Source organism: Pollutibacter soli, from assembly GCA_029269725.1.
In the GTDB taxonomy this organism is placed as follows: domain Bacteria; phylum Bacteroidota; class Bacteroidia; order Chitinophagales; family Chitinophagaceae; genus Pollutibacter; species Pollutibacter soli.
On the sequence record JARJHS010000002.1, the window covers coordinates 112,156 to 138,977 of the forward strand.

The 26,822-nt window shown below is 42.4% G+C and carries 23 protein-coding genes and 1 tRNA gene; 10 read left to right on the plus strand and 14 right to left on the minus strand.

What is annotated here, in order from left to right; all coding sequences use genetic code 11:
- Window positions 1-21 precede the first annotated feature (21 nt).
- The gene (locus tag P2W82_RS05130) at window positions 22-1,005 is read right to left on the minus strand and encodes a 2-hydroxyacid dehydrogenase (protein WP_336514777.1); all 984 of its coding nucleotides are present in this window, start codon (window positions 1,003-1,005) and stop codon (window positions 22-24) included.
- Window positions 1,006-1,088: 83 nt separating this feature from the next.
- Between P2W82_RS05130 and asnS the strand changes: the two genes are divergently transcribed.
- Window positions 1,089-2,525, plus strand: a complete 1,437-nt coding sequence (gene asnS / locus P2W82_RS05135) for an asparagine--tRNA ligase (RefSeq protein ID WP_336514778.1) — start codon at window positions 1,089-1,091, stop codon at window positions 2,523-2,525.
- Window position 2,526: 1 nt separating this feature from the next.
- On the opposite strand, the gene P2W82_RS05140 is transcribed toward asnS, so the two are convergent.
- Together P2W82_RS05140 and P2W82_RS05145 are read right to left on the minus strand one after the other, a co-directional pair.
- On the minus strand, window positions 2,527-3,351 hold the full coding sequence (locus P2W82_RS05140) for a universal stress protein (RefSeq protein WP_336514779.1): 825 nt from the start codon (window positions 3,349-3,351) through the stop codon (window positions 2,527-2,529).
- 51 nt (window positions 3,352-3,402) lie between these two features.
- Window positions 3,403-4,359, minus strand: a complete 957-nt coding sequence (locus tag P2W82_RS05145; RefSeq protein WP_336514780.1) for a DUF3089 domain-containing protein — start codon at window positions 4,357-4,359, stop codon at window positions 3,403-3,405.
- Window positions 4,360-4,518: 159 nt separating this feature from the next.
- On the opposite strand from P2W82_RS05145, the gene P2W82_RS05150 reads away from it, so the two are divergent.
- Window positions 4,519-5,463 carry an isopenicillin N synthase family dioxygenase gene (locus P2W82_RS05150; RefSeq protein ID WP_336514781.1) on the plus strand — a complete coding sequence of 315 codons (945 nt, stop codon included), beginning with the start codon at window positions 4,519-4,521 and terminating at the stop codon, window positions 5,461-5,463.
- Window positions 5,464-5,526: 63 nt separating this feature from the next.
- Window positions 5,527-6,786, plus strand: a complete 1,260-nt coding sequence (locus tag P2W82_RS05155) for a chromate transporter (protein ID WP_336514782.1) — start codon at window positions 5,527-5,529, stop codon at window positions 6,784-6,786.
- Here P2W82_RS05155 and nadD read toward each other — a convergent pair.
- Both nadD and P2W82_RS05165 read right to left on the minus strand, forming a co-directional pair.
- Window positions 6,766-7,356 carry a nicotinate (nicotinamide) nucleotide adenylyltransferase gene (nadD, locus tag P2W82_RS05160; RefSeq protein WP_336514783.1) on the minus strand — a complete coding sequence of 197 codons (591 nt, stop codon included), beginning with the start codon at window positions 7,354-7,356 and terminating at the stop codon, window positions 6,766-6,768. The two genes, P2W82_RS05155 and nadD, sit on opposite strands and share 21 nt — an antisense overlap.
- 29 nt (window positions 7,357-7,385) lie before the next feature.
- Window positions 7,386-7,610, minus strand: coding sequence for a FeoA family protein (locus P2W82_RS05165; RefSeq protein WP_336514784.1), 225 nt, complete (start codon window positions 7,608-7,610; stop codon window positions 7,386-7,388).
- A 56-nt stretch (window positions 7,611-7,666) separates the two neighbouring features.
- On the opposite strand from P2W82_RS05165, the gene ybeY reads away from it, so the two are divergent.
- The 4 genes from ybeY to P2W82_RS05185 all read left to right on the plus strand — a co-directional run bounded on the left by ybeY (window position 7,667) and on the right by P2W82_RS05185 (window position 11,843).
- On the plus strand, window positions 7,667-8,092 hold the full coding sequence (gene ybeY / locus P2W82_RS05170; protein WP_336514785.1) for an rRNA maturation RNase YbeY: 426 nt from the start codon (window positions 7,667-7,669) through the stop codon (window positions 8,090-8,092).
- Between the two features lie 9 nt (window positions 8,093-8,101).
- Window positions 8,102-8,758 carry a CAP domain-containing protein gene (locus P2W82_RS05175; RefSeq protein ID WP_336514786.1) on the plus strand — a complete coding sequence of 219 codons (657 nt, stop codon included), beginning with the start codon at window positions 8,102-8,104 and terminating at the stop codon, window positions 8,756-8,758.
- Window positions 8,759-8,825: 67 nt separating this feature from the next.
- Window positions 8,826-10,694 (plus strand): tRNA uridine-5-carboxymethylaminomethyl(34) synthesis enzyme MnmG, encoded by a 1,869-nt coding sequence (gene mnmG, locus P2W82_RS05180; protein WP_336514787.1) that lies wholly within the window; start codon window positions 8,826-8,828, stop codon window positions 10,692-10,694.
- A gap of 186 nt (window positions 10,695-10,880) precedes the next feature.
- A complete protein-coding gene (locus P2W82_RS05185) occupies window positions 10,881-11,843 on the plus strand; it encodes a c-type cytochrome (RefSeq protein WP_336514788.1) in 963 nt (320 codons plus the stop codon).
- A gap of 60 nt (window positions 11,844-11,903) precedes the next feature.
- Here the strand turns inward: P2W82_RS05185 and P2W82_RS05190 are convergent, their stop codons facing one another.
- From P2W82_RS05190 to P2W82_RS05215, 6 genes are all read right to left on the minus strand, one after another.
- Entirely contained in the window at window positions 11,904-12,572 is a 669-nt protein-coding gene (locus P2W82_RS05190; RefSeq protein WP_336514789.1) for a hypothetical protein, read from the minus strand.
- Between the two features lie 346 nt (window positions 12,573-12,918).
- Window positions 12,919-15,171 (minus strand): helix-turn-helix domain-containing protein, encoded by a 2,253-nt coding sequence (locus P2W82_RS05195; RefSeq protein ID WP_336514790.1) that lies wholly within the window; start codon window positions 15,169-15,171, stop codon window positions 12,919-12,921.
- Window positions 15,172-15,252: 81 nt separating this feature from the next.
- Window positions 15,253-16,122 carry a TraB/GumN family protein gene (locus P2W82_RS05200; protein WP_336514791.1) on the minus strand — a complete coding sequence of 290 codons (870 nt, stop codon included), beginning with the start codon at window positions 16,120-16,122 and terminating at the stop codon, window positions 15,253-15,255.
- An 8-nt stretch (window positions 16,123-16,130) separates the two neighbouring features.
- Entirely contained in the window at window positions 16,131-17,303 is a 1,173-nt protein-coding gene (locus tag P2W82_RS05205) for a methionine aminotransferase (protein WP_336514792.1), read from the minus strand.
- 35 nt (window positions 17,304-17,338) lie between these two features.
- The gene (locus P2W82_RS05210) at window positions 17,339-17,836 is read right to left on the minus strand and encodes a hypothetical protein (protein WP_336514793.1); all 498 of its coding nucleotides are present in this window, start codon (window positions 17,834-17,836) and stop codon (window positions 17,339-17,341) included.
- A gap of 14 nt (window positions 17,837-17,850) precedes the next feature.
- Window positions 17,851-18,240 carry a RidA family protein gene (locus P2W82_RS05215; RefSeq protein ID WP_336514794.1) on the minus strand — a complete coding sequence of 130 codons (390 nt, stop codon included), beginning with the start codon at window positions 18,238-18,240 and terminating at the stop codon, window positions 17,851-17,853.
- 210 nt (window positions 18,241-18,450) lie between these two features.
- Between P2W82_RS05215 and P2W82_RS05220 the strand changes: the two genes are divergently transcribed.
- Window positions 18,451-18,861 carry an OsmC family protein gene (locus P2W82_RS05220; protein WP_336514795.1) on the plus strand — a complete coding sequence of 137 codons (411 nt, stop codon included), beginning with the start codon at window positions 18,451-18,453 and terminating at the stop codon, window positions 18,859-18,861.
- A gap of 110 nt (window positions 18,862-18,971) precedes the next feature.
- Here the strand turns inward: P2W82_RS05220 and P2W82_RS05225 are convergent, their stop codons facing one another.
- Together P2W82_RS05225 and P2W82_RS05230 are read right to left on the minus strand one after the other, a co-directional pair.
- The gene (locus P2W82_RS05225) at window positions 18,972-20,054 is read right to left on the minus strand and encodes a mannose-1-phosphate guanylyltransferase (RefSeq protein ID WP_336514796.1); all 1,083 of its coding nucleotides are present in this window, start codon (window positions 20,052-20,054) and stop codon (window positions 18,972-18,974) included.
- Window positions 20,055-20,113: 59 nt separating this feature from the next.
- The gene (locus tag P2W82_RS05230) at window positions 20,114-21,079 is read right to left on the minus strand and encodes a KpsF/GutQ family sugar-phosphate isomerase (protein ID WP_336514797.1); all 966 of its coding nucleotides are present in this window, start codon (window positions 21,077-21,079) and stop codon (window positions 20,114-20,116) included.
- A 206-nt stretch (window positions 21,080-21,285) separates the two neighbouring features.
- Here P2W82_RS05230 and recQ point away from each other — a divergent pair, with 206 nt between their 5' ends.
- The gene (gene recQ / locus P2W82_RS05235) at window positions 21,286-23,571 is read left to right on the plus strand and encodes a DNA helicase RecQ (protein WP_336514798.1); all 2,286 of its coding nucleotides are present in this window, start codon (window positions 21,286-21,288) and stop codon (window positions 23,569-23,571) included.
- Window positions 23,572-23,754: 183 nt separating this feature from the next.
- Here the strand turns inward: recQ and P2W82_RS05240 are convergent, their stop codons facing one another.
- Window positions 23,755-26,385, minus strand: coding sequence for an MGH1-like glycoside hydrolase domain-containing protein (locus P2W82_RS05240; RefSeq protein ID WP_336514799.1), 2,631 nt, complete (start codon window positions 26,383-26,385; stop codon window positions 23,755-23,757).
- A 190-nt stretch (window positions 26,386-26,575) separates the two neighbouring features.
- Here P2W82_RS05240 and P2W82_RS05245 point away from each other — a divergent pair.
- A tRNA-Phe gene (locus tag P2W82_RS05245) sits at window positions 26,576-26,648 on the plus strand.
- The last annotated feature ends 174 nt before the right edge of the window (window positions 26,649-26,822 follow it).

Here is a 26,822-nt window from a genome sequence, read left to right on the forward strand (position 1 = left end):
GGCGTTGCGCCCTGATAATCCTTACTGCACCAGTGTCGGACCAAGGCGCCCTGCTTCATAGTCTGCAATATTCTGAAAGGTGACCTGCGCAATTTTCGTCAGGGCTTCGTCTGTAAAAAAGGCCTGGTGTGCTGTGATTAATACATTTGGAAAGGACATCAGGCGCATGATCTGATCATCCGAAATGATGTCTGCAGACAGGTCACGGAAAAAAAGTTTATCCTCCTGCTCGTAAACATCGAGTGCCAGGTTGCCAATATGCCCGCTCTTCAAACCTTCTATAACTGCGGAAGTATCAATTAACGCACCGCGCCCGGTGTTTACAATCATCACACCTGTTTTCATTGTTTTGATGCTTTCTTTGTTGACCAGGTGTTTTGTTTTTTCGTTAAGAGGACAATGGAGGGAAATAATATCTGAATTAGAAAACAGCTCATCCAGGGGCACAAATTTCAGATCAGCATTTTCCAGTTCAGGGTTTGCTATCAGATCAAATGCAAGAATCCTGCACCCGAAACCCAACATATTTTTTGCAAAACATTGACCGATTTTACCCATACCCACAACGCCGACTGTTTTGCCGTGCAGATCGAAGCCGAGAAGATTCACGAGGGAAAAGTTCCCGTCACGGACACGGTTATAAGCCTTGTGCGTTTTCCTGTTTAAGGTAAGGATCAGCGCGACGGTATGTTCTGCAACTGCATACGGCGAATACTCGGGTACTCTTGCCGTTTTTATACCTGCAGCATTTGCCGCTGCAATGTCTACGTTATTAAATCCGGCACAACGTAGCAGCAGTAGTTTTATACCGAGCCGCTCCAGCTTGTGCACAACAGTGGCGTTCACCTGGTCATTTACAAATACACATATTGCGTCTGAGCCTGAGGCTAGTTCCGCGGTATCGGGCTGAAGTGATACGTCGAAATAGACCAGTTGATGATTCTGGTTGTATTTATCAAAATATTGCCGATCATAGGGTTGCGTGGAGAAGAATGCAATTTTCATATGGTCAAATTAGTGTATAAAGCCGTTTAACCAGCTGATTTCTGCCTGATAGTTTATATTTGCGGTCTTTTTAAGATCGGGATATGTTTAACAAACGCACAAAGATTAAGGATTTACTTAGCTGGACGCCAGATGGCCAGGAAGTTACCGTCATGGGTTGGGTTCGCTCATTCAGAAATAACCAGTTCATTGCGTTGAATGATGGTTCTACCAATCAGAACCTTCAGGTGTTTGCTGAATTAGGAAAATTTGATGACCAGTTATTGAAGCGTTTTACCACCAGTGCATCATTAAAAATACAGGGTCACCTGGTTGCTTCGCTGGGTAAGGGACAAGTGATGGAGCTGAAGGCTGATCATATTGAAGTGCTGGGTGATTCTGACGGTGAAGCATATCCGTTGCAACCTAAAAAACATAGCCTGGAATTTTTGCGAGAGATAGCTCACCTCAGATTCAGGACAAATACATTCAGTTCGGTATTTCGCATTCGTCATTCTCTTGCCTTTGCCGTCCACCAGTTTTTTAATGATAAAGGGTTTGTGTACCTGCATACGCCCATCATCACAGCAAGTGATGCCGAAGGTGCAGGAGAAATGTTCAGGGTTACTACGCTTCCGTTTGACAACCCCCCGCGCAATGAAGACGGAACAGTAAATTTTACCGAAGATTTTTTTGGCAAGAGCACCAACCTTACGGTGAGTGGCCAGCTTGAGGGAGAGCTTGGCGCAACGGCGCTGGGAGAAATTTATACGTTCGGACCAACTTTCCGTGCAGAGAATAGTAACACCTCCCGCCACCTGGCTGAATTCTGGATGATTGAACCCGAGATGGCTTTTTTTGATCTGGAAGACAACATGAATCTTGCAGAGGAATTTATTCATTACCTGATCAGCTATGTAATGAAGAATAATCCCCAGGATCTTGAATTTTTATCTCAGCGTCTTACTGAAGAAGAAAAACAATTGCCGCAGGATAAAAGAAGCGAGATGACCTTGCTTGAGAAACTGGCATTTGTAAATGATAATGTTTTTGAGCGCATCACTTATACAGAAGCCGTGGATATTCTCCTCAATTCTCCGGCGTATAAAAAGAAAAAATTCCAGTATGAAGTAAAGTGGGGTATCGACTTGCAGAGTGAACATGAACGTTACCTCGTTGAAAAACATTTTAAGAAGCCAGTAATAGTTACAAATTATCCGAAGGATATCAAGGCATTTTATATGCGCCAGAATGATGACGGAAAAACCGTCGCTGCGATGGATATACTTGCACCCGGTATCGGAGAGATCGTTGGTGGTTCACAACGTGAGGAGCGTATGGATAAGCTGGTGGAACGTATGGAACAGATGCACGTTCCTGCCGATGAACTTTGGTGGTATCTCGATACGCGCAGATTTGGTACGGTACCGCACGCTGGTTTTGGTCTGGGCTTCGAACGTATGGTGCAATTTGTTACGGGCATGACAAATATCCGCGATGTAATTGCGTTCCCCCGCGCACCGAAACAAGCAGAATTCTGATTTAACCGTGAATCGAACAGATCGGTATATGTGAGTGAAACACCAGGTCTGCCGTATGGCTTTTCTGAAAAAGTGTTTCCAGGAGAGAATGCTTTTTGGGAATATTAATTATCAGGTCCAGGTTGTTTTTTTCCGCGAAATCATGGATGCCTTTTTCAAAATCGGCATTATCTATAAAATGATATTCAGGATTCAATTGATCAAGTGCCTGGTGGAGATGAAAATTCTCTGAGAGCGTCTCTGGTTTAAAATTCTTTTCCTCTTTATCAATATTTAATACAAATAGTTTTGCTCCAAAGACGGTACAAATTTCTTTTACATAATTTACCGGCAGCGTTTCTTTTACAGATTTGAGGTCAACAGCCAGGCCAATTTTTTCTATCTTCCTGTATTTCGCACCGGGAGGTACAACAATAACAGGGCATCGCAATGTTTTTATAGCGCTTAGTGTATTACTTCCCAGGAAAACTCTTTCTAATCCTCCGGAGCCGCGGGTTCCCATTACAACAGCGAAAGGATGTATATCTGATACAGCGGCTTCCAATTCTTCATTTACCATACCCTGTGCGCAAACTGATGTTATCTCCTGTGTTCCGGGATTAACCCGTTCAAGTCCGGCGGTTAATTCTTTCAGGTGATCTTCACTAATTTTTTTCAACTCCTCATAGGGCATCGTGATCATCGGGATCTCACTCATCGATACGGGTAATTGAAACGCGTGAAATAATACCAGCTGTGCACCCAGTTGGTTTGAAAGTTCGGCTGCGTAGTGCAAGGCATTTATAGAAACAGGTGAAAAGTCGGTTGGAACCAGAATCTTTTTCATTGCTTGCGAGGTTGGAGGAACAAGTTAATCATAACCCGCAAGATTTCACATTTATTCAATGTTGTGATTTGGTTTTTGCTGGTAGATCCTGATCCGTCGGGCTACGTCTTCACGCACATTGAGATAAAACAGATTGAAATCTCCGATATGGTAGTTCTTCTGGAAGTAAAAAACACCTCCCTTGAATTTCGGTTTGGAGATCCAGAGCGCATTTCCTGCAACTACAGTACTGTTGGGATGCTCTGCGATCGAGTTAAATTTATAAAGTATTGCTCCTTTATGTAAATCTCTGGTGGCGACCTCGGTCCCCGGCGTCCATGTTACCGGATTGGTAGTGATAAGACTGGTGTCTTCATTTGATACACCATTTTTCAGGTAGCCGTTACGGTAAGTTCTCCAGGAAGTAATACATCCCGTGGAAAGACTATCCTGGCACGGTGGTATCGAGGTATAAAAATTTTTTTCTACAGGCATTCCTACGAGGTAAGCACAAACGAGTTGTGATCGCAGTGGTTTGTCTTCAAAAAATTCTTTGATCAATTTTTTTGCATGCGTGGTGCCCTGGCTATGTGATGCTATTATGATGGGTCTACCATGATTTAAACTATCGAGGTAATATTGAAATGCAGCACGAACGTCATTATATGCAAAATCAAATGCATTTTGCCTGGTCGTTGAATCTTTTTCGTAATACATCTGCAGGTACGCCTGGCGGTAACGCGGTGCATATACTTTGCAACTTGCATTAAATATACTTGCCTGGTAAAGAATGCTGCTTCGGTCTGTTTTGTTGTTTATGAATTCATCTTCCAGAGGAGCATTTGTAAGATGAATTTCATTTTTCCCTGTAAATGTTGTGGGATGAATAAAAAACACATCAGCTGAAGTATCCCCTGGAATGGAGTGAAGCGGAATAGGTACGCTGTCAGATGGATCCACTTTTAAGGGGTGGGCTGCCCAGTATTTGAGGTTGGAGTAATCCGGTCCTGCGTGTTTTATTGTTTTCAATGGCGTGTATTGCGTAGCTACCTGTTGGGAGCAGGATAAAAAAATAAAGGTTATTACAGTGGGGGTGATGTATTTTAAAAATGGGGCTACAGGCAACACGCAAGTTTTCTTTATACTCAAAAATATGTTTTGTAATTTTTCCCGATAATTAAAGATACCATGAATATACCAGTGGTTGACCTCTCACAATTTCTTTCAGGAACTGTTAACAATCGGAAGGCTTTTTCTGAAGAGCTTGGAAAAGCGTATGAAGAAGTGGGTTTTGTGGCTGTCAAGAATCATGGAATTTCAGAAGATCTTATCAGGCGATTGTATGAGAATGTGCAGATTTTTTTCTCCTTACCATTAGAAAAGAAGAAAAAATATGAAATTCCAGGGCTTGCTGGTCAAAGGGGATATACATCTTTTGGAAGAGAACATGCAAAGGGTAGCCAGGCGCCGGATCTTAAGGAATTTTTCCAGTACGGACAAACGGTTGCGGGCGATTCTGAGTTTGCGGAAGAATATCCTGATAATGTAGATGTCAACGAAGTCGAAGATTTTAATGCGTCTTTTTTTGAATCTTATCGGGCGTTTGAAAAATCCGGGAGTGCATTGTTACAGGCGATTTCTATTTACCTGGGACTGAATGAAGATTATTTTGCAGCACCTATAGAAGAGGGTAATTCGATATTGAGGGCAATACATTATCCTCCAATCACAGCTGAGCCCGCTTCAGCGATCCGGGCAGAGCAGCATGAAGACATTAACCTGATTACACTGCTTGTCGGGGCGTCCGCGGAAGGATTACAGATTTTGACAAAACAAAATGAATGGGTGCCGGTGACTGCACTTCCCGGACAAATTGTAGTGAACGTAGGAGATATGTTACAGAGATTAACTAATAATAAATTAAGAAGTACTACCCACCGGGTGGTTAATCCTCCTCGTGATTTGTGGCATACTTCCAGATTTTCAATTCCTTTTTTTCTTCACCCGAAAAGTGGAATGTCTTTGGCTTGCCTCGAAAGTTGTATCGATGAAAATCATCCAAAGGCATATCCTGATTGTACAGCAGGAGAATACCTGGACGAGCGACTGAGAGAGATCGGGTTAAAAAAATAATTTTACTGACGAGAAGTGCGGCAGATTTATGTGTGCTTTATTATATAAATATTTGTTGCAAGGTTGGTTCTGCTTCGTCATATCCCATTTCTGCAGGCAGTATTTCTGCACAGTATTTCTGCCTTTGGCGGACCGCAGGGTCATCTCGGTATGATGATGAAAACTTTTGTTGAAAAAAGAAAGGATCTTACCCAACAGGAGCTTCTTGATTTCAATGCTTTTTGCCAGCTACTTCCCGGAGCTTCCTCTACACAGATACTGACATTGATCGGGTATAAAAGAGGCGGCTTGCCACTGGCTATAATTACATTGGTGATCTGGGTATTGCCGGCTGCAATCATCATGGGCGCTTTATCGTTTTTGATCCGCTATTTTGATAACAGAAATATTGAAAATAATATTTTCAGATTTATTCAACCCATGGCCGTTGGGTTTCTTGCCTTTGCGGCATTCCGTGCATTTACTATAGTTGTCAGAAACAGAATTTCACGGGTGATCATGGTGTTCAGCATGATTATCACGTATATGTTTTTTAATAATCCAGTCATTTTTCCTATAGTAATAGTTGTCGGAGGTGTAGCTTCTAATTTTACTGAAAGAAGGGACAGGCAAAAGGAAATAGTTCCGGTCAGGAAAGTGAAGTGGGCGAATATTGTAATCTTCTTTTTTATATTTCTATTGAGCGGAACGCTTTCTGAAATTTCCCGCAAGCAGGAGTGGCCGAAACGTGCGCCCTTTAACTTGTTTGAGAATTTATACAGGTTTGGAAGTATAGTTTTCGGCGGTGGCGATGTTTTGATTCCAATGATGTATGAGCAATATGTGGTTCGTCCAAATACCGAACGTGTTCAACTAAGAAACCCCAATGTAATTCGAATAAACAGAGATGATTTTCTCACCGGTGCAGGTATGGTGAGAGCGATACCAGGTCCTGTTTTTTCAATTGGCGCCTACACCGGAGGGTTGGCGATGCGGAACATGGGAATAGGTTATCAGATGCTGGGTTGTGTTATTGGAATTGTTGCGCTTTTTTTACCCAGCGCACTTTTGGTGTTATTTTTTTATCCTGTCTGGCATAACCTGCATCGGTACACAGCAGTTTATCGATCTTTAAAGGGGATCAATGCAGCAATCGTGGGAATTATGGCGGCTTCAACTTTTTATCTTACCAAGGACCTTTCGCTGGCTGGTATTGTGGATGGGCGTGCTCTAAGTTTTCTGAATGTTGGCGTAATTTTCGGAACCTTCCTTTTTTTAATGTTTACTAAACTGCCAGCGCCCTTTATTGCTGGATTGTGTTTGTTATTGGGTTGGATTTTTTAGAGTTTTATAATAGCTGTTTCTCTCAATTTCTTCTTTTACAACATCAGGAACCAGGTATCGAATTGATTGGCCACTTTGTATCATGGTTCTCACTTCGGTTGCCGATATCTGCAACATCGGCGCTTTTAATACTGTTGATTTTACAGGGAGATCAGTTCTTACAGGGAAGCCCGGTCTGGTGTAAACATAGATGGGATACCTCTCCATAATCAGCTGTGCGTTTTTCCATTTATCAAGGTTTTGAAAACTATCACTTCCCATAATAATTACGAAGTGGTGATCCCAGTATTTTTCTTCGAGGTAGGTGAGGGTGTCGATGGTATAGGAAGGCTTCGGTAAGCGAAACTCGATATCCGAAGTTTTTAATTTTGATTCGCCTTCAATGGCAAGGTTTACAAGAAACAGCCGATGGTATTCATTAAGCAAACCATGGTTTGGTTTGAATGGATTCTGTGGAGAAATGACGAACCAAACCTGGTCGAGGTCAGAATTTTGTTGTATAAAATTGGCTATGATGAGATGGCCGTGGTGGATGGGATTAAATGAGCCAAAATAGAGTCCGATTTTCATAAAAAGTTGATAATCAACTATATAATGTTTTAAATCTCTACAATTATTTTGTTCGCTTCGTTTATTCTTAAACTAACCTGGTAGCCGGCTACCGTTATTGAGATAGGGTCTCCCAGCGGAGCAATTTGCTTAATGCTTACATGTTCGCCTGGAATAAAGCCCATCTCCATAAGTTTTAGGAATATCTCATCTTCTTCAACATGGTTGATTACTGCTACCTGACCAATCTCCAGCTCTGATAATTTCTTCAGCATAGATTTTATATTTCCGGCTTATAGCCGTTCACTTGAGAGGGTTAAATTTACATCGCATGCCGAATATTCAGTTTAATTATTTGATACCGGTTCCAGAACTTCTTCATCGCAGGGAGTTAAAATCTTTTCTGAAAAAGATGGCCAGTAGCGAGAAGTATTCGCTGATCAGCCTTCAGGTTATCTTTTGTAATGACGACTACTTATTGAAGATGAATCAGGAGTTTCTTGGGCATGATTACTATACTGATATTATCACATTCCCCCTTAGTAAACCTGGCGAACCCATCGAGGCTGAGTTGTACATCAGTGTGGATCGGACCCGAGACAATGCTTCCGCTCTTGGAGTGTCCAGATCCAGGGAATTGCACCGGGTAATATTCCATGGATTACTTCATCTGCTGGGCTACAAGGATAAGTTAAAAACTGACCAGGATACCATGAGGGTAAAAGAAGATTTTTACCTTGCCCGTTATAAAATGTAAATGTTCCACGTGAAACAATTGACTGGTTTAATAGTATTTATTCTTTTCGTATCTATAGCAAGTGGACAAGGGACAATGGAGTTAGAGGACCGTCTATTTGTGGTGAATGAAAAACGAGTTGAGAAAATTGACGAATACCTTGATCAATTTGTTTTTATTAACAACCTTGATAAGGAAGAACAGGAATTGTTCTATTGGGTCAATGTACTTAGAGCAAATCCTGGGCTGTTCCTCGAAAAATATGTTCGTCCATTTCTTGAGCAGTTTCCAGAAGCCAGGGGCGGAGCATCACGGTCGCTAATTTCCGACTTAAAGAATCAGCCGTCTCTTCCTCTGATGGAACCGAGAAAAGATTTGAGTGATATCAGTCGTAAACACACGAGAGACCTTGCGATCAACACAAACGGCATTTCACATTCCTCCAGCGACGGTAAGTCGTTCGCACAGAGAATGGCGGCAGAAGGAATTACATGTGCCGGGGAGAATATCCTCATTGGGAAAAGTGACGCCTTGAAAGCAATCATTTTATTGTTGATAGATGAAGGTGTGGCCAACCGCGGCCATAGAAAGGCTCTCCTCAATTCCGGTTTTAATTTAATCGGTGTTTCAATTTACCCTCGCAAAGATGGGCAATACATCCTCGATCAGCTTTTTTCCTGTAAATAACATGTTTCACGTGGAACACTTCAAACTGATTTCCAAACTTCAGTGGAAGGAATTGTAATTTTGCGCCATGTTTCCTGAATACGATGTGATTGTTGTTGGTGCCGGCCATGCCGGATCAGAAGCCGCAGCTGCCGCTGCCAATATGGGATCAAGAGTTCTCCTGATTACCATGAACCTGCAAACTATTGGCCAGATGAGCTGCAATCCGGCCATGGGGGGTATTGCTAAAGGACAGATTGTGAGGGAAATAGATGCTTTGGGAGGCTATTCCGGCATTGTCACCGATGAAACCATGATTCAGTTCCGCATGCTTAACCGCTCGAAAGGGCCAGCTATGTGGAGCCCGAGAGCACAAAGCGACCGTATGTTGTTTGCCCAGAAATGGAGGGAAATGCTGGAGCAAACGTCAAATGTTGACTTCTACCAGGATATGGTTCGGGAACTTATCGTGAAAGATGGACGTTGCCGCGGCGTGAAAACAGGTTTGGGTCATGAGATTCTTTCGAAAGCTGTGGTATTAACTAACGGAACCTTTCTCAACGGCATTATTCATATTGGCGAAAAGAACTTCGGCGGTGGACGAATGGCAGAAAAAGCAGCAACCGGCATTACTGAACAACTGGTTTCACTGGGTTTTGAAAGTGATCGTCTTAAAACAGGCACACCTCCTCGTATTGATGGGCGAAGCCTCGATTATTCAAAGATGGAGGAACAGCCTGGCGATGAAGAAGTTACAGGTTTTTCCTACATAGGCAAACCCGCACTCGCGGGCAAAAAACAGCGCAGTTGCTGGATAACATATACTGACCGGAGCGTTCATGATACACTGAAAACAGGATTTGAGAAGAGTCCTATGTTTGCCGGAAGGATTGATGGGATAGGTCCCAGGTATTGTCCAAGTATTGAAGACAAAATTAACCGGTTTGCTGAGCGGGAAAGGCACCAGCTTTTCATAGAACCGGAGGGATGGAATACCATCGAAATCTATGTAAACGGCTTTTCCACCTCTTTACCCGAAGATGTTCAATATAAAGCCCTTACCCAGGTCCCGGGATTCGAGAATTGCCGCATGTTCAGGCCGGGTTATGCTATCGAGTATGATTATTTCCCGCCAACCCAGCTGAAATATTCGCTGGAAACAAGACAATTGTCGGGTTTGTTTTTCGCTGGCCAGATCAATGGCACGACTGGATACGAAGAAGCTGCGTGCCAGGGACTTATGGCAGGAATCAATGCACACCAATACGTGACCGAAAGGGATCCGTTGATTCTTAAGAGAAGCGAAGCATATATTGGAGTACTTATCGACGACCTGATCAGTAAAGGGACGCAGGAGCCTTACCGTATGTTCACTTCCAGGGCTGAATTCAGAACCTTGTTAAGGCAGGATAATGCGGATCTGCGCCTGACTTCGGTCAGTCATTCACTTGGTCTCGCTTCTGATGAAAGGATGGCCAAAGTATCAGCTAAACAAGGGACGGTAGCAAGACTTAAGTTGCTGTTCAACGAAATAACACTCCAACCTGAAGAAATCAATAACTACCTGGATTCGAAAGGCTCAGCACCGTTACAACAAAAACAAAAGCTGTCCCAGTTAATTCTTCGTCCGGAAATTTCAATTGAAGATCTCCTCAGGAACGTGGACTCAATTAAAGTCCAACTGGATGGAGTCGATAACGAAGCAATTCAGCAGACAGAAATTCAGCTCAAATACCAGGTTTATATAGACAAAGAAAAAGAACTCGTCACCCGGATGAGTAGTCTGGAAGATTTGGAAATTCCCGGCAGTTTTGATTATTCAAAGGTTCAGGCCATCAGCAATGAAGCAAGGGAAAAACTCTTCACAATAAAACCACGCACCCTGGGTCAGGCTTCAAGGATATCAGGCATCAATCCCAGCGATGTGCAGATCCTGATGGTTTATATGGGTAGATAGCACGCGATATTTTTGATAAAAAACCCCATAATATATTGTTTTTCAGCATTATATGTGATGCTGAAATTTCTAATTTTTTTGTACCGGATTTTCGTTTACATTAATGTGACAATTTCGTCGGAAATCAGCCGATCTGTTCCCTTCCCCCAATAAATCTTTCATCCCCAAAAAATAAAAATTCATTTCATGAAACAGGCTTGGTATGCTCTTAAAGGTCTAAGTATGATTGGCTGCTTTATTTTCCTGAATAGCTGCGGCCAGGAAGTAAAAGAGGTAAGTCAAACGGAAACTGAATTAAAAGAAGATTCGGCCGCAGCGCAATTGAATAGAGGTAAATACCTTGCTACCCATGTAATGCTTTGTACTGATTGCCATGGCTACCGCGACTTCGAAATCTTTGCAGGACCAGTAACTCCGGGAACAGAAGGTGTTGGTGGTGAACGTTTTGGCCCGGAAATGGGTTTGCCAGGAATAATTTATTCGAAAAATATTACCCCAACGGGCCTTGCAGGTTGGACAGATCACGATTTGATTACGGCGATCACTTCAGGTAAAACGAAAAAAGGCGATACGCTATTTCCGGTGATGCCATATTTCGCCTATTCCCAGATGCAGAAGCAGGATCTACTTGATATTATCGCGTACGTGAAAACTTTCAAGCCATTACCGGATACCGTCAAAGCCAGGCAATTGTTTATTCCGATCGCAGCAGCTGTGCCTCAACTGCCTCCACCATTCACTGGCGGACTTGCAGTCGACACCACAGACCCTGTAAAATACGGCCAGTACCTGTTGACGATGGCCTCATGTTCGGATTGCCATACCCCGATGGTGAAAGGTGCATTTGACATGACGAAATTTGTATCGGGTGGTCGCGAATTCAAATTGCCCGGATTTACTGTCCATTCTGCGAATATTACACCGGATTCGGCTACGGGCATCGGATCATGGACAGAGTCCATGTTTTTAGATAAGTTCCGTGAGAATGCTGCGCTTGCAGTCTCCAAAAACAAACCCGGCAAATCAAACACCATCATGCCTTGGGAAGCCTATGCGGGAATGAAAACCTCAGATCTGAAAGCCATTTATGCTTTCCTGAGAACAGTAAAACCAATTTCTCATAAAGTGGATAAATGGCCTGGTTTATAGTTGGCTAAAAAACGGTGTCATTAAAATAAATGACACCGTTGAATTTTTTGCAGAATGAAATTAAGCTGCTTCGATTTTCATACCCGGGGTTGCATGTTCATGGCTTGTAATAACATCGGCAAATAACCTGTTCAATCCTTTCTTTATCCAATTGCCCGATAGTTTCCTTTCATCTGATAACCACCCTGAGATTTCTGCCTTGCTCATTCCTTTATAAATCCATTCTTCGATAATCATCCTGTTTGCGCCATCAATGTGCATCATCTGTGCAGCATCCATTAATTCCGTCATGTCAGCTGCTGTAATCGCGTGGTAGAATTCGCTAATCAACGTTTCCAGCCTGTTCATATAAATCAATACTGAACCCATGAACTCAGAATAAACCTGCTGGATGCTGAAACCGGTGGCAGCATGATAAGCTTCTGTTCCCGGCTGCATATAACTGCTGATATATCCAGATAAACGCTCACTGATTCCATTCACTCTCTGAATTTCAGCATCCATCAGGCTCACCATGTATGGTGCGTGCAGCACCAGCACAGGTAACACATGCGTTTCGTCTATTGTCGATTTCCTGTCAGTTACATTTAATACTTTCTTCAACAGGGTAACAGATTTCATTCCTTCCTGTGTGGAAGAAAAATCGGTTTCCTGAATGATAATCCCCGTTTCGAATAACCAGGTCCTCAAACCTTTGTGAATCCGGTTAATTATTCCTGTCTTTTCCATTTCCTTTCTTTTAATTCTTTTCCTTTTTCCGTGTACATATATAGACGTAACACAAAAACAGATGTTACACTGAGGTTGCTTTTTAAACCTTTTTCGGCAACGGTTTCACACCTGTGGTCAGTTCGCCGGATAAGCGGAATCAGTTGTTAACTGATTTTACAAAAACAATGAATTGCCAACACAAAATTGCTTCGCGATGAATAAGAAATCTATCACTCAAGTGTTGAAATGCCTCACCAAAATTGTGATTGTTACTGCTGTTTAAACGCTGGTCTTATGAAAATAATCATAACCGGACATAAGTGTACGATATCGTACACTTCATTATTTCGTGTATTCGTTAGCGTTATGCTCCGGATGATTGATTTTCAAGTTTGAGGAGAATGCTTACCGCGCGTATCTCGTGATAGGAAAACTCGTCGCCAAGCTTTTCCTTTATTACTTTTAGCCCAGGCTCTGTAGTGTTTTCAAAAACCTCTCGAATCAGCTTGTGTTTCTCTTCCGAAACAAAATCGGTGATCTGAGTTTCGCCGGTGGGCAGGTATTCAAGAAGGTGTTTGTAAATCGTCTCTATCGTAAAACTTCTTTCCAAAGCTATTTCGTCTATGGATTTTCCTTCACGAAACAATGCAAGACTGATTGCAGGAGAACTTACTTTACCAGCAGTTGAAGTTTTTGATTTAACGAAGCTTTCATTTGCTGACACCGATTCAGCAACGATCGGTTTTTCGGGTATGCTACACTGTTGTACAATAGCCAGCAGTTCATCGTGACTAATTCCTTTTAGAAAACCTTCCGCCAGCTTTTGAACCTGCGTGAGTTGATGAATTTTTAACCGGACACTGAGTTGCAAATTTTTCAAAGCCCTTGATGCAAGGCCCAGTCTTTTTTTGGAATTTGAGAGATGGATCTGCCCTGAAAGTTCGGTATCTATTTCACTGTAAAAATTATTAAACCATCCGGCACCGGCCACGACTCTTCGATGCAACTCCTCATGACCTTCCGACGCAGGCTTTTGAAAAATCCTGGCAAGCTGCCGCTGAAAGGCATTGCCGGTATTTTTTTGCTCGGCAAACTTTTTTTCTATGACTTCGATATCTGTTAATTCCTCAGATTCCGGAATGAGAAGTTCCTTAAGTTCATCTACAATGCCTGAGGCAAGAGCGTGAAGCTTTTCAACTTCAAAAACCTTTATCATTGTTCTCCTGATAAAAAGCTTTTGATCTTCAAGCAATATTTCTTTAAGAGCTATTTCGTTTGAATTTCCGGAACTGAATTCAATAACACGCTCGTCTGTCTGGATGGCAGATGCAGGAATTTTCGTTTTTAAAATCAATCCTTCAAGTCCGGTCATCCTGCTTAATGCAACATAAACCTGGCCGGCTGAAAATGAATGCCCAGCGTCGACAATTGCTTTTTCAAAGGTGAGTCCCTGGCTTTTGTGTATAGTGATCGCCCACGCAAGCCGAATCGGGAATTGCTCAAAGCTGCCCAGTTCCTCTTCTTCCAGTATATTCTTCTCTTTGTTCAGTTGGTACCTGATGTTCCGCCAAACTTCCTTTTCTACTTCAATCTCAACACCTGTATCGGGAAATCTCACAAAAACTTTTCCATCTTCAATGCGGCTGATTCTTCCGATTTTTCCATTGTAATATTTTCTCGTCTCACCCTTATCATTTTTGATGAACATGATCTGCGCACTTTCTTTCAGCAACATGTCAGGATCAACGGGGTAAGATTTTTCAGGAAAATCTCCTTTGATCTTAGCTTTGAAATAAACTTCCGGGCTATCAATCGCATTGATAGCACTTCGGTTGATAATATCAACTCTTGCATTATGTGTGGTCAAGGTGATATAAGGATCCGAAACATCAGGAATAAATCCGGGATGATATCGGCTATGCAATAAGGAAAACTCTTCCTCCCCTGCCCTGTTGTTCCTGATTGCATTTAATAGCTGAATAAACGCAGGATTATTCTGCCGGTAAATTGTTTTGAGTTCGAGATATAAGGGGGTTTGTTCCTGAATCACATTTGCATCGAAGAAAAAAGAACTACGGTAATATTTTTTAAGAATGGACCATTCCTCGTCATTGACCACGGGCGGAAGCTGAAACAAGTCACCAATATAAATTACCTGTACTCCGCCAAAAGGTGTTTTCATATCCTGCCTGATCCATCGAAGTACAAAGTCCATTGCATCAAGAAGATCAGCTTTTACCATAGAAACTTCATCAATGATCAGGGTGTCCAATTCCCTGATCAGTTCCTTTTTCTTCAAACTGAATCGATGGTTTCCAACGATGGTTTCAGGTGTCAGAATTTTTATACCGGAAAAATCTGCACCCGCGAGAATACCTGAAATAAATATTCCAGGCGGAAGCTGAAAAAATGAATGAATGGTAACGCCTCCCGCATTGATCGCAGCAACACCAGTAGGTGCTACAATGGCAATCTTTTTAGCTGTAGTCTGCGAAATATGCCTGAGAAAGGTTGTTTTGCCCGTTCCTGCTTTACCCGTTAAGAAAATATGACGGTCAGATTGTTGCACGAAACTCACCGCCAGCTCAAATAACCTGTTTTCCTGCATTTCTTCCATACCCGGAAAATTAGCGGATCAAAATGAGATGGAGATGGTATAATGACGTCGCCAGCAGTTTTTTTAACAGGATTAATTCGTTTATTTATCGATTGCTCTAACTGTGTAACCTTCTTTTCGAAGTAATTCAATAACACCTTCTTTACCGGGAAGATGTCCCGCCCCTACCGCAAAAAACGTGGGTTCTTTTTTCATCGCTTTCTCCATGATGGAGATCCAGTTGCGGTTACGATCAACCAGTAAAATATCTTCAAACCCTGCAATATCGGGTGACGAAGAAATGGCGTTACCTAAAGCGTCAAGATCTTTGGCTTTATAAGATTCGGTCATTTTCGAAAATTCTTTTTTCTGTTCCGAGAAATTCCGGGACATTTCCAATATCATTTTAATCTCAGCGGAATCAGGGATTTTATCAAACACAGCAAACTGATCCTCCAGCTTTTCGAGCCCATACACCTCCTTTTTCTGTGCCTTTGCCATTTCCACAAAATTCTGTTCATAAGACTCCACGCCTGTGCATGGTAACACTTTCATGTACATGATGCTCAGCAAAGTGAATGGTTTCATTTTATTGAACATCATTAATGGCATCCCGATAGAATCCTTCATAAATTTTTCCAGCTCCGTATATTCTTTATCAGTCATCAGGTCTTTCAGCGAACCGGTTTTCATCATAGACAACTGAAGCGTTTTCATATTCATTGAGGGATCGTCCATATCAATCTCCAGAAACAAAGTCTTCGATTTTGCGAAGCTGTTTTTAATAGTTTCACTCATACTATAATCTGCAGGGCAAATCATATGTATGGTACCATACAGATATGATGGGGCTGATAATCCGGGACCGGTTATTTCCCATAGCAAAGATTTTTCAGCCGGCAGTTGCTGGCCGAAAACAAGGTTCCCACACAAAGTGAAAATTCCGATCAGTATTGCGTTTAATTTTTTCATATTGAATATTAATGGCCGAGATATTTTATCAATCGATCCACAGCCAATTCTAAAGTTTCTTTTTTCTTTGAAAAACAGAATCTTAAAATTCTTTTTTCGGTACTGTCCTGGTAAAATGCGGAAACCGGGATTGTAACTACTCCCGCTTCTTTTGTAAGCCTTAATGCGAGATCCTTATCTGGCTCATCCGAAATCCGCTCATAAGTGCCGCATATGAAATAGCTTCCGGAAGAATGCAAAAGATTAAAATCAGTTGCACGCATAAGATTAATAAAGTAGTCGCGATTTTCCTGCATTTGTTGCGAGAGTTCAAGATAAACTGCATGATTTTTTAAAAATGAAGCAATTGCCACCTGTGTTGGTGTAAAAGCTGAAAAAGCGTTGAACTGATAGATCTTCCTGAATTCGGTGGTGAGTTCTGCCGGAGAAATACAATAACCAAGTTTCCAACCCGTACAATTGTAGACTTTGCCAAACGAGTAGCACACAAAACTTCTTGCAAACAATTCAGGATATCGTAAAACACTCTCGTGTTGTTTTCCATCAAACACCAGGTGTTCATATACTTCGTCACTCACCACATAAATCCCGGTTCCTTTCACCAATGCAGAAAGCTGCTGCAGATCAGATGCGGAAAGAATCGATCCCGTCGGGTTATGCGGTGTGTTTATTACGATTGCCCGGGTCTTTTCCGTGATTGCTGATTTTACTGAGTTCCAATCGATTCTGAAATCAGGAATGCTTAAAGGAATTTTTATGGGCACTGCTTTATTAACGAGAATGTTGGGAATATAACTATCATAAGCCGGCTCAAATACGATTACTTCATCACCAGGTTGTAATATGGCAGTGAGAGCGCAGTAGATTGCACAGGTGCCGCCGGGAACAATAGTAATTTCTGAATCGGGATCTACCGAAAGACTATAAAGGAAATCCACCTTTTCGGCTATAGATTCCCGTAACGGCATCCAGCCTGCCATGGGTGCATACTGATTATAGCCATCCGTGATGGCCTTCGCAGCAAGGCAGGCCAGTTCCTGGTTCATCGGAAAATCCGGAAAACCCTGACCGAGATTTACAGCATTATGCTCAATTGCCAGTGCACTCATCACAGTGAAAATAGTGGTACCGGCATCCGGCAGCTTAGAAGAAAAAGAAAGCGGAAGCATCTGATAGTTCAAGAAGACTGCATTGACAGCCTGAGATTTTTGAAAATTTATTTTTTTAAAGCTGGTTTGCTGATGGCTTCGTTTTTCTTGTTGACAGTTTTCTTTTTTCCTTCATCAGTCATGGCCATCGACTGGCGCCTGATCATTGATTTTATTTTTTCAGGTTTGCGAAAACGCAAAGCACTCCAGTCATCATCAATAGCAATTGCAGAAACTGTTTCGTATTCACCGACTCCCTCCTCACTCCACTTAATATCGCGGTTAACATCCGAGCTGTATTTTTTTGAAGTCTTTTTTGGGTAAGCGACCCAGAAAACAGCATCTTCTCCTAATTGTTTTGTAATCAGCGGACCCTGTTTTTTCAGGTCTGCTTTACTTTGTACAAAAAGCATCGCTGCAGAATAACTGCTTTTCTTGTCGATAGTGGTATCAACTTTAGCCTGTTTTTTCATTTCAATTACCAGTGCTTCACATTCTTTCGGCACGCTGATCAACAGTACTTTGTTATGACCTGTAAAACGCAGCTTTTTAATTGTATCAAGCATAAGTTTGATTTCGATTATTTTGAGATTACTGCACTGACTTCGATTTCGACAAGAAATAGTTTATCGATCAGGCTGCTCACCTCAACCATTGTTGCGCAGGGTTTAATGTCTTTGAAATATTCACCGTGTGCAAGACCATATTCCTCCCACCTGGAAATATCTGTCACAAACATACGTGTACGGATAACATCCTTCATTGACGCGCCTGCTTTAATCAGAATTTTTTCAATTTTTGATAATATGTATTTTGTCTGCTCGTAGGCACTGTCTCCACCTACGAGTTGATTATTCTCATCAACAGAAACAGTACCTGTTACTTCCACAATATTGCCGATTTTCACTGCCCTGCTATACCCGACAATGTCCTCCCATTTAGCGCCTGATGAATAATTTATTCTTTCCATTTCCGGTGATTTATTTAAGAAATGATCAGATTCTAAAGCTATTTATTTTTACTGATCTGCGGGTCCGGTCGAAGGCGGTGCCGTAGAATTTCAGGATCAATAAAGCGAAAACATTAATCCCCGGCGAACGAAAATCAGTAATTGGTTGTTATCATCCAGCTCGAAGTTCTTACTTATCTTTCCGGCAAAACAGGATAAAACATATCGCATATGAAAAGATCAGCAACTGCCGTTTGGAACGGCTCAGGCAAAGAAGGAACAGGAAAATTATCAACACAGTCGGGTGTTTTTAAGGATAAAGCTTATTCTTACAGCTCGAGGTTTGAAGAAGGGGAAGGAACGAATCCGGAAGAACTGATTGCGGCAGCCCATGCCGGATGTTTCAGCATGAAACTCAGTTTCGTCCTTGGTGCAGCTGGATTTACTCCTGAAGAAATTCAGACCAAATCCGTAGTTACATTGGAAAATGGCGCCATCACCGAATCTCATCTGACGTTAACGGCAAAAGTTCCGGGCATCAGCGAGGAAAAATTTCAGGAATGTGCTGCTGATGCAAAACAAAACTGCCCGGTCAGCAAAGTCCTTAATTGCAACATTTCACTTGAAGCAACTTTAGCTTAAAAAATAAAAATCCCACAGACTTTCAGGCTTTGGTATAAAACCTGGAACTCTGTGGGTAGTCTAAACGACTATATCTCGGGTGTTTACATCTTACTCCTCGATCACACTTATTAAAGGTATTTTTCCCCCTTATTTCTTTTTACCTCCGCTACATATTCCTTAATCTCCTGCTCTTTCTCCTTCTTGCAGATCAACAGAATATCTTTTGTATCCACAATGATAAAGTCATCCAGTCCCTGGAGTACAAGCAGTTTGTCATTTGACGCGTGAACCATACATTTTGTAGCATCAATTACCATCACATGTTCGCCTGCTACGGCATTACCGAGGTAATCGCGGTCCATATTTTCATATGCTGAATTCCATGTGCCGAGGTCGCTCCACCCAAAACTGGAAGGGATGATGTACACATTATCTGCCTTTTCCATAATTCCATAGTCAATGGATATATTCGTACACTGCGGATAAATTCTTTCGATAGCTTCCTTTTCAGCGGGTGTATTGAACTGGTCTTTTTCGGCATCGAAAACTTCCGCCATCTCCGGAAGATGATTCCGGAAAGCACTCACGATATTTTTTATCTGCCAGACAAATATGCCTGCGTTCCAAAGAAACTCGCCACTGGCAAGGAAAGTCTTTGCCAACTCTGTATTCGGTTTTTCCGTGAAGGTTTTCACCTTGTACACATTGTCACTGGCAGGTTGTTGTTCGAACTGGATGTATCCATATCCAGTATTCGGATAAGTTGGTTTAATCCCCAGCGTGATCAGGGCTTTGTGTTTACTCACAAAATCCAGTGCTTCGAGGCACACTTTTTTAAAACCGGTTTCGTCAAGGATAAGGTGATCAGCAGGAGCACAAATCAAGGCTGCATCGGGATTTACCTGGTTGAGTTTGAAGCTGATGTAGGCGATACACGGAGCTGTATTCTTCCTTGAAGGTTCAGAAAGGATGTTTTCTTTTTTGATTGAAGGGATCTGTCTTTGAACGATTTCCTCGTATTCTTCTGAAGTAACAACAAAGATGTTTTCTTTGGGAATAAAAAGAGCAAATCGATCAAAAGTTGCCTGGATCAGGGTCTTTCCGGTATCAAGGATATCAAGGAATTGTTTAGGATAGCTGCTCCTGCTCATCGGCCAGAAGCGACTTCCGATTCCTCCTGCCATAATAGCCACGTAATGATTTTTGTTCATGTTGGGTTGATCAGTTGATTATTAATTCCTTTTCTCTTTCCTGATATCATTTGAAGGTGTTAGATTAAACCTTCCCTGATGAGGTCATGCAGATGTATAACCCCTTCATAATTTTCCTGTTCTGTAACGAGCAGCTGCGTAATATTATTTTTTCGCATCAAATCGAGTGCCTCCACCGCGAGATCACCGGCGGCGATTGTTTTCGGTCCCGCCGTCATAATATCCTGTGCTTGTATATTTTCGAGTCCGGTCTGCTTCTCCAGCATTCTTCGAAGATCTCCGTCAGTAATGACGCCTTTCAGTTTGTTATTTTCATCGACTACAGCAGTGATTCCCAATCTCTTCTGCGTAATTTCGACAATTACCTGTTTTAATGAACTATCCAACTGAACAGCCGGCTTTTCATTCTGCTGACTTAGGTCGCTTACCAACAGGTATAATTTTTTGCCGAGCGTCCCACCCGGGTGATATTTTGCAAAATCATTGGAACTGAATCCCTTTAGTTCCATCAGGGAAATGGCAAGCGCATCACCCATTACCATCTGAGCGGTGGTACTGGAGGTAGGAGCCAGATTATTGGGACAGGCTTCCTGGCTCACCGTGGTATTGAGTTTGAAATCTGCATTCTTTGCGAGGAATGATTGGGTATTGCCAATCATTCCGATCAGCTTGTTTCCCATATGCCTGATCAAAGGCACCAATACTTTTATTTCCGGGCTTTCACCGCTTTTCGAAATAACCATCACGTTATCATCTGGCTGCACCATACCCAGGTCCCCATGTATGGCATCAGCGGCATGCATGAATATCGATGGAGTTCCGGTACTGTTGAGTGTTGCCACGATTTTCTGACCGATGATCGCACTCTTCCCAATTCCACTCACCACAAGTCTGCCGGGGGATGCAGCGATATGCCTGACCACTTCTTCAAATTCGGGATCGATGAATTGCAGCAAGCCCTGAATGGCTTCTGTTTCCAACTGGATGGTTCTGGTAGCGACAGTCTTGATATCCGAATTTGCCATGAAAATCCCCGCAAAAGTATTATATTAAACAAGAGTAGAACGTCTTTTTGTGCCGAAATAAACCGTGAGTCAATCTGTTAAAGTTCTGTCAAAGGGGCTGTTTTTCGGTATCTTTGTCCGCTTGCCCAAAGGCATACGGAACTGAACAAAATTCATCCATCCGCCCCGTACTTCATTTATAATAATCGTGTGTAAGTAAAGAATTCATGGCAACTGCGAAGAAATCATCCCGGACACCAGGTTCGGGAGCAAAGGTTAAGGCTGCTGAACCAACATCAAAGCAAAAGAAAACCAACGGCAAACTGGCCATCCACCAGGTTCTGAAAGACTATTTCGGATTCGACTCCTTCAAGGGAAACCAGGAGGCAATTATTACCAATCTGCTTTCGGGGAAAGACACTTTTGTAATCAAGCCTACAGGCGGAGGAAAAAGTCTTTGCTACCAGTTGCCTGCCCTGATGAGCGAAGGTTGTGCCATCATCGTTTCTCCGTTGATCGCCCTGATGAAAAACCAGGTCGACCTCGTTCGCAGTTACAGCAGCCAGGATGACGTCGCGCATTTCCTGAATTCTACATTAAATAAAAAGCAAATCGCTGAAGTACATGATGATCTGAAATCGGGGAAAACAAAAATGTTGTATGTCGCACCGGAAACGCTGACTAAACAGGAAAACCTGGAGTTTTTCAGTGATCTGAAACTGTCTTTTTTTGCGGTAGACGAAGCACACTGTATTTCTGAATGGGGTCATGATTTCAGGCCTGAATATCGCAGGCTGAAAGAAATGATGGACCAGATCAATCCCGATGTTCCCATTATTGCACTAACAGCTACGGCTACTCCAAAAGTGCAGAGTGATATCGTAACTACCCTCGGACTCCGGGCTCCAAAAATTTTCATCTCTTCATTTAACAGGCCGAATCTTTACTACGAGATCAGACCAAAAATCAAGAAAGAACAAACAATAAAAAGCATTGTCCGTTTTATTCATGAGTGTCGCGGGAAAAGTGGGATCATTTATACACTGAACAGAAAAACAACTGAAGAGCTTGCTGATATCTTAAAAGCAAACAACATCAAGGCTGTGGCATATCATGCCGGCCTTGATGGTAAACTCCGTGCAGACAGGCAGGATCAGTTTTTAAATGAAGATGTACAGGTTATCGTTGCAACGATAGCATTTGGAATGGGTATTGATAAACCTGATATCCGTTTTGTAATTCACTACAATATTCCCAAGAGCATTGAGAATTATTACCAGGAAACCGGGCGCGCCGGAAGAGACGGTCTCGAAGGAAAATGTTATCTCTACTTTTCACATAAAGATGTTTCCAAGCTGGAACACCTGATGCGCGATAAACCTTTGAGCGAACGTGAAGTCGGGGCTCAGCTGATTGAAGAAACCGTAGCATTTGCTGAAAGTGGTGTGTGCAGAAGAAAAGTACTGATGAATTATTTCGGCGAAGGGTATGAAGATGAGAATTGCGGAAGTTGCGATAACTGCATCAACCCGCGCGAGAAAGTTGAAGCAAAGGATGCAGCGGTAAAAGTGCTGAAGGTAATCAAGCAACTTGATGAAAGATTTGCTACTGATTATGTGGTCAACATCATTATTGGTCGCCTTACTCCACAGAACCAGATGTACCGTCACGATGCGCTTGCACAATTTGCATGTGGAAATGATCAACCTGATCATTACTGGAAATCGTTGATCAGGCAACTCTTACTGGAAGGCATACTCGAAAAAGAAATTGAAGATTACGGTATACTGAAACTTACTTCAAAAGGAAATGCTTTCCTTAAGAAGCCTTCATCATTCATGATCGTTTTAAGCAATCTTTACGAGGAAGCAAACGAAGATGACGACGAAGGAAATGCTGAAGCAGTTGGAACTGCCGCAACGGATGAGCACTTATTTGAAATGCTGAAAGAGCTCCGCAAGAAACTGGCAAAAGAAAAGAAACTCCCACCGTTTGTGATATTCCTGGAGACTTCGCTTGAAGACATGGCCACCCAGTACCCTACTACGATGCAGGAGCTGGAAAAAATAAGTGGGGTAAGTAAAGGTAAAGCATTGCGTTACGGCAAACCGTTTGTAGAGCTGATCAAATCTTATGTTGAAGAAAATGAAATTGTAAGGCCGGATGATTTTGTAATGAAGTCAGTTGTAAATAAAAGTGGTAACAAGGTATTTATCATTCAGCAGGTGGATAAAAAAATGCCTCTGGATACCATCGCAAGAAATAAAGATATGCGCATGGATCAGTTACTCGAAGAAATGGAGACCATTGTTGCGAGCGGAACAAAACTCAATCTCGATTATGCCATCGACCAGATCGTCGATGAAGATGATCAACAGGATATCCTTGATTATTTTAAAAGCTGTGAAACATCCAGTCTTAAAGTTGCCCAGGAAGAACTCGCTGATCTCAACCTGGAATGGGAACAACTCAAGATTATGAGGATAAAGTTTTTGAGTGTGTTCGGCATGTAAGAAGGTTAAACGTAGAACGTTTAACGCTGGCTCCCCTTGAAGCGGTTGGTTACCCTGATGGCAGTGGGTTTAACGTTCCCTGTTGAACGATTAACCCAGGTACTTCATGAGGCGCCTATTTTCCCTGAATATTAAAGCTGATCTATTACTCAACAGCTAACGTTCCACGTTCTACGTTCAACGCTAAACCACCTTATCTCCCTTCACCTGCAACCGATCTATCAAATCAGCAACAAGAGCTGTCCATCCGGTTTGATGATTTGCGCCGAGACCTTTGCCGCTGTCGCCATGAAAATATTCGAAGAATAAAAGAAGGTGTTCGTTGCCGGGTCGGTTGTAGAATGATGCATATTCACCGAAGAGAGGACGATGACCTTTCTTATCTTTTTCGAAAAGTTTGATGAGTCTTCGACTGAGTTCATCAGCTACTTCCTGCAGTGTCATAAATATTCCGCTGCCGGTAGGGCACTCCACGCGGATCTGGTTGCCGTAGAATTCACCATATCTCCGAATGCTCCGAATTATGAGATAATTCATTGGTATCCATACTGGTCCGCGCCAGTTGGAGTTGCCCCCGAAGAAATCACTGGTGCTATCACCCGGATCATAATTAATGGTATACTCTACTCCGTTGATATGAACCGTGTAGGGATTTGCTTCATGAAATTTCGACAAAGCACGGATACCCGTTGGCGAAAGAAATTCTGTTTCGTGCAGTAATCTTGTAAGCAAATGAGCAAGTCTTTCTTTGGGAATCAGCGAAAGCAACACTTCATTGCGGGAACCGTGCTCTTCGTTGGGCCAGAAAAGTTTATTTTTTAATCGATAGTTCTCAAACCAGGTGATGCGCTTTTTAAAGTCGTGGAGTTTATCCATTACTTTTTTCTGGATCACAGAAACCGCAAACATACTGGTTAATCCCACTACTGACTGCGTCTTCAACTGCAATGGAGAATTACCATCAATCGCGAGCATGTCGTAATAGAATTTATCTTCTTCGTTCCACATGCCATGTTCGTTCAGCGCTTCAGCTATGAATACGAACTGTTCAAAAAATTTGGTGGCTGTATCTTCAAATGCATCGTCTTTTGTCGCAATTTCCAACGCGATGTCCAGCATGTTCAATGCATACATCCCCATCCATGCAGTGCCATCTGCCTGTTCGAGGAATACCTGGCCCTGCAATTGTGAGCTGCGATTGAATACACCTATATTATCAAGGCCGAGGAAACCTCCTTCAAACATGTTGTTACCATTCGGATCTTTTCGGTTAATCCACCACGTGAAGTTGATGAGTAGTTTCTGGAAAATCTTTTTCAGAAAAACGATATCACCTTTTCCGGATCTTTCTTTTTCAATTGTGTATACCTGTAGTGCGGCCCAGGCCTGTACCGGAGGATTTACATCAGAAAAATTCCATTCGTAAGCAGGTAACTGACCATCGGGTTTCATATACCATTCCCGCATGATCAGCAGCAACTGATTTTTTGCAAAACAGGGATCGATGATTGCCATAGGGATACACTGAAAAGCAAGGTCCCAGGCAGCATACCATGGAAACTCCCATTTGTCAGGCATCGAAATAATGTCCTGGTTTTTCAGGTGTTTCCAATCGTGATTACGACCATGTTGTTTGCCGGTGTTGACAGGAGTTATCCCATCGCTGGTATTCAGCCAGCGTTCAACATCGTAGTGATAATATTGTTTTGTCCAGAGCAGCCCTGCCATTGCCTGGCGCTGAATCAATCTCAGTTCTGTATCTTTTTCAGTCGATAAAACGCTGTCGTAAAAAATGTTGGCTTCTTCTTTTCTGATTTCAAAAACGTTATCGAAGCCAGGAGCAAAAGGATGCTCTACTATTTTATTAGAGAGTCTCAGATATATAGTCTTAGACGTTCCGCCTTTCAGTTCGAGGTTATATACCGGTGCGAATTTGGTTCCGGATTTTCTTTTCCGAAACGGTTTTGCATCCTCACCGTCGATGATCACACGATTGAATGCATCTTTTGTAAACAGATTATCGTTGGGTGCACCGGTTACTTTTGACCAATTGGTCTCATTATCAGTAAAAAGCAGATCATCCGCATGCTGGAAATACAAATAATAAGAGCCCAGGCGATGATGTTGCGCACGAACTGAATGTACATCTCGTAATGTGATTGCCGGAATTTTATGTTCAGTATCGTATTGCCAGCGATTATAAAACCAAAGAGTCGGAAGTAAAGTAATTTTAGCTTTCGCAGGGCCGCGGTTGGTTACCTTGATTTTGATGAACATATCCTTCGAATTCTGCTTGGCATAAGTAATACCGATATCGAAGTATTCATCATTATCAAAAATCGGAGTATCCAGGATTTCGTATTCCGGTTCCAGCCTCGAACGCTTCCGGTTTTCATTGATTAACTGCTCATAAGGAAAGGCTTTCTGGGGATATTTATACAGAAAGTCCATATAGTAATGAGAAGGGATATTATCGAGATAATAATAAAGCTCCTTCACATCTTCGCCATGGTTACCCTGGTGGTTTCCAAGACCAAAAAGTCTCTCTTTCAATACTTTATCTTTTCCGTTCCACATGGAAAGGGAAAAGCACAGGTTCTGGTAAAAATCCGAAATGCCGGCGATACCGTCTTCGCCCCATCTGTAGGCGCGGTAATGCGTCTGTTCGAAGGGAAAATAGTCCCATGCATTGCCATGTCGGCTATAATCTTCTCTTACGGTACCCCATTGTCTGTCGCTCAGGTAAGGTCCCCATTGTTCGAGCGGTACTTTCTTTCCTGCGTTTACGGCCAGTCTTTGCGATTCTGCATTCATGCTTAAAAATAAAGAATAACGTTTCCAATGGTAAGGAATGGTATGTTTCTCAAATAATTAGCAAAAATAATCTGCGAAAAAGCAATTTTCGTGCTGAGTATCAATAAGAGAATAAAAGTTGTTGCGAAAGAGGATGTAATGTATATTTGCCGCCCGAACGTAGAACGTAATACGTCTAACGTAAACGTATGGTGCGGTAGCTCAGTCGGTAGAGCAAAGGACTGAAAATCCTTGTGTCGGCGGTTCGATCCCGCCCCACACCACAAGAGGGGGACAGACTAGAGAGGGAGAAACAGGAAGAAATTAAAGCCCGCATTTTGCGGGCTTTTTTTATGTGTATGCAGATTGAGTGAGCTGAAACAGGAAAACACTCAGTGACCTGCAGAGTTAATAAATTTTAAGTCTCGAATGCTTTTCACTCGGCCTTCGCATTTCGT